Raw genomic sequence first — 854 nt, forward strand, 5'->3', positions numbered from 1 at the left:
AGGCGGCGTCGTGGCCTTCATTGTTGAAGCCCATGCGGTTGACCACGCCGTCGGCGGCGGGAATGCGGAACAGGCGGGGCTTGTCATTGCCCGCTTGCGGGCGCGGGGTGACGGTGCCGATTTCGACCATGCCGAAGCCCATCAGCGCCAGGGGGCGGGGCACTTCGGCATTCTTGTCGAAGCCGGCGGCCATGCCGACCGGATTGGCCAGGTCGAGCCCGCAGAGCGCGGTGGCGAGTTCGGGCGGATCCCGGTGCTGCTGCTGCGGGGCGAGGCCCAGGCGCAGGGCGGTTATGGTGGCGCCATGGGCGGTTTCGGCATCCATGCGCAACAGGGCGTCGCGGGTGAGATTGGCCAGGCCCGCATTGCGCAGCAGCGGCGAGAAAGCGGAGAAGATCATCGCACGGCCTCCGGCAGGGTGCAGTTTCCGTTATCGTCGACGCTGACCAGCGCTTCCCATTCGACCGCGCGCAAATCCAGCGGGCCGCCATAAAGATGAGGGAAAAGCTGCCCGCCGCGCGAGGGCTCCCAGACCAGGCCCTGGCCGAGATCGGCAATGCGCACCGCCAGGATGACGAGATCGGCCTGGCCGCGGAAATGCAGGCGCAGCGTTTCGGCCAATTGGGCGGCGGTGGAGAAATGCATATAGCCATCCGCCGCGTCGATGGGCATGCCGGCATAGTGGCCCGAATGACGGGCGCCGGCCAGGGAGGCGGCAGTGGCGATCTTGTAGATGAGGGAGGGCGTGTCGGGAGACATGGAACAACCTGCGGCGCTGATCGTGCCGGGGTAAAACGTAAAGGTTCTCTTTACAAGGTGGACCGTGGAGAATACGTTAGGACTGAATTCCGGAC

The 854-nt window shown here is 66.0% G+C and carries 1 protein-coding gene and 1 pseudogene; both read right to left on the reverse strand.

Going from position 1 to position 854, the window contains the following annotated elements; all coding sequences use genetic code 11:
* Positions 1–400, reverse strand: a pseudogene (locus tag A3840_RS17845) (quinone-dependent dihydroorotate dehydrogenase); the annotation flags it as partial.
* The gene (locus tag A3840_RS17850; RefSeq protein ID WP_067460214.1) at positions 397–759 is read right to left on the reverse strand and encodes a DUF952 domain-containing protein; all 363 of its coding nucleotides are present in this window, start codon (positions 757–759) and stop codon (positions 397–399) included. The gene A3840_RS17850 and the pseudogene A3840_RS17845, both read right to left, overlap by 4 nt.
* Positions 760–854 lie beyond the last annotated feature (95 nt).

Origin of the sequence: Devosia elaeis (assembly GCF_001650025.1) — a bacterium.
Taxonomy (GTDB): Bacteria; Pseudomonadota; Alphaproteobacteria; order Rhizobiales; family Devosiaceae; genus Devosia; species Devosia elaeis.

Bases quoted from the DNA above. Each gene is read 5' to 3' on its own strand.
- A3840_RS17850 (WP_067460214.1), bottom strand. From the start codon at position 759: ATGTCTCCCGACACGCCCTCCCTCATCTACAAGATCGCCACTGCCGCC.